Source organism: Desulfosarcina sp. (assembly GCF_041551955.1).
GTDB lineage: Bacteria > Desulfobacterota > Desulfobacteria > Desulfobacterales > Desulfosarcinaceae > Desulfosarcina.
Genome location: NZ_JBFELV010000570.1, coordinates 1 through 2,598, shown reverse-complemented (window position 1 = coordinate 2,598; position 2,598 = coordinate 1). Strand labels below are relative to the sequence as shown.

The 2,598-nt window shown below is 57.7% G+C and carries 3 protein-coding genes; 2 read left to right on the top strand and 1 reads right to left on the bottom strand.

Annotated features, from left to right (window positions below; translation table 11 throughout):
- On the bottom strand, nt 1–864 hold an 864-nt coding region (locus tag ABYV26_RS24270; protein WP_372683925.1), incomplete at its 3' end, for a YitT family protein.
- Between the two features lie 119 nt (nt 865–983).
- On the opposite strand from ABYV26_RS24270, the gene ABYV26_RS24265 reads away from it, so the two are divergent.
- Together ABYV26_RS24265 and ABYV26_RS24260 are read left to right on the top strand one after the other, a co-directional pair.
- Nucleotides 984–1,961, top strand: a complete 978-nt coding sequence (locus ABYV26_RS24265; protein WP_372683926.1) for a nitroreductase family protein — start codon at nt 984–986, stop codon at nt 1,959–1,961.
- 160 nt (nt 1,962–2,121) lie between these two features.
- A partial coding sequence (locus tag ABYV26_RS24260) for a sodium:calcium antiporter (protein ID WP_372683924.1) occupies nt 2,122–2,598 on the top strand: 477 nt, incomplete at its 3' end.

Here is a 2,598-nt window from a genome sequence, read left to right as displayed (position 1 = left end):
GTAAACTTTCCGTTTGGAGAACCCCCTGCCCAGCACGTTGAAGGTATTTTCGGTGATGATGAAGGCCTCCGGGTCGATGGACAGGGCCACTTCCTCCACTCGCTTCAGCTGGTAGTTGTTGACCACGGTGAGGATGATTTTCTTGGTTTTGCCCGTGTACGCCCCGCTGCCTTCCAAGAAGGTGACCCCCCGGCTGAGACGGTCCTGGATCTCCCTGGCAATCTTTTCATTGAGATCGGAGATGATGAATAGCATCTTGCGCTGGTTGGAAAAGGCCAATACATAATCCAGCGCCTGAGACGAAATGAAGCTCATGAAAAGGGAGTAGAGCACCAGGTCCGTCTCCAGTGCGCCGAAGCTGAAGGCGAAAAGCACCAAGTTGAAGGCAAAGTAGAAGGTGCCCAGACGGATGCTGAATTTTTGATTCAGGATAATCCCAATTATGTCCAGGCCACCGGCCGATCCCAGCGAGTGGAGGACCAGGCCCGAACCGGTGCCCATGAGCACGCCGCCGGCCAGTACGGCCAGCATCGGCTCATGGATGGGCAGGGTGAACCCGATCAGATCGATGGTCAGGGAAAGGGCGGCCACACCAAACAGACTGTAAAAAAAGAAGCGCCGGCTGATGTGGACCCATCCCATCAGAAAGATGGGGATATTGACCAGCAGATACCACAAACCCGGTGACAGAAGCCCGCTGACATAGTAAAAGAGTAGGGTCAGGCCCGAAATGCCGCCGGTAATGAAACCGTGGGGAATGGCGATGGACTTTAATCCGATGCCGAACACCAGGGATCCGGCCGAAATCAGGAGCAGGTTCCACATCACGGAGGAGATGAAGCGGTGGTACAGGAGCTTTTTCATTGGGTGATTCCTTTGTTTCCGAAGGCATGTTGACCGTTGCCTGCCGAACTGGTTTTTTCGATTATCATCGCCGCTATTTCCGTTGAGAAAAATTTAAAAAATGAAAATACTAACGCCGCATCGACGCATGTCAAGCGGCAGTGCCTAAAAAAATGACGAACGCCAAAAAACAGCTCCCGGACCGTGAAGTGACCACGACCATCGACCCTGAGCGGTGCATCGGCTGCGGGATGTGCATACCGGTGTGTCCCAAGGATACACTGGTCATTCAAGACGGCAAGGCCGTGGTCCGGGGCAGCGAGTCTCTCAATTGCGACCACTGTGAGGCGGCATGTCCGGTGGAGGCCATCCGGGTGGGGGCGGTGGATCCTGGGTTGTCTCAATTCCAAACCTTTCAGGCCGATACCCGCTGGCTTCCCCATGGGCGGTTTGATGCCGCCTCCCTGGTCAATCTCATGGGTTCAAGGCGTTCATGCCGGAATTATTCCAACCGCCCGGTTGAGCGACCGCTTTTAGAAGATCTGGTCAAGGCGGGCATTACCGCGCCGTCGGGCTCCAACTGCCAGCCCTGGACCTTCACCATCCTGCCGGACCGCCGGGCCGTTAACCGGCTGGGACGCCGGGTGGGCGATTTCTTCAGAAAGACCAACCGGATGGCCGAAAACCGATGGCTGCGAACCTTATTGAAGCTGCTCGGCAAACCTGAATTGGACACATACTTCCACCTGCATTATGCCACCGTGGCGATGGGGCTTTCGGCATGGGAAAAGGGGGAACGCGACCTGTTGTTTCATGGTGCACCCTCGGTGATCGTGGTGGCCGCGGACCATGGGGCGTCATGCCCGTCTGAAGACGCTCTCCTGGCCACCGGAAACATGCTGTTGGCCGCCCATGCCATGGGCCTTGGCACCTGCCTGGTCGGTTTTGTCATCGAAGCCATGCGGCGGGACCGATCGATCGTCCGCATGTTGGGCATTCCCGACCATGAAACCCCCTTCGCCGTGATCGCCATTGGCTGGCCCGATGAAACCTATCACCGGGTGGCCGGGCGGAAACCGGTCGTGATCCGCTATGCGGGCTCCGGGGACACGCACTAAACGATTCAGATTTAAAACAATTTCGATAGGGCAACCGTTGCATCTAGTCGACAACGATGTCATATTGGTGCAGCGTTGAGTCCGGCGCATGTAACAGTGGGCATGGGCCGCAACCAAGAAACTGCCGGATTTTCATCGGCTTCAGGAAGGCGAAAATTTTTTGACCGTCACCCATCTGATCGCATTCACGGCAGGTCTTCTGCTGCTATACTATGGTGCCGGCTGGCTGGTCCGGGGCGCATCCACGCTGGCCCGCGGCATGGGGCTGACGCCGATGGTCATCGGGCTCACCGTGGTGGCATTCGGCACCTCCGCGCCCGAACTGGTGGTCAGCCTGGTTTCGGCCGCCAAAGGCAAAAGTATGATCGCCCTGGGAAACGTGGTGGGCAGCAATATCTGCAACATCGCTCTGGTGCTGGGGCTTACGGCCGTGTTTCAGCCGGTGACGACCAGCCGCATTGTCATCACCCGGGATATTCCCCTCATGCTGGCCATCTCCGCCTTCCTGGGCGACGGGAAGACGGAGGGCGCTCCGTTCGGCCTGATGGTCTTCGACCTGGTCCAGGCCACGGTGAGCCTCGTCATCCACGGCCCCACCTGGTGCAACATGCACCCCCAGTACTCCCGCTCCACCGAT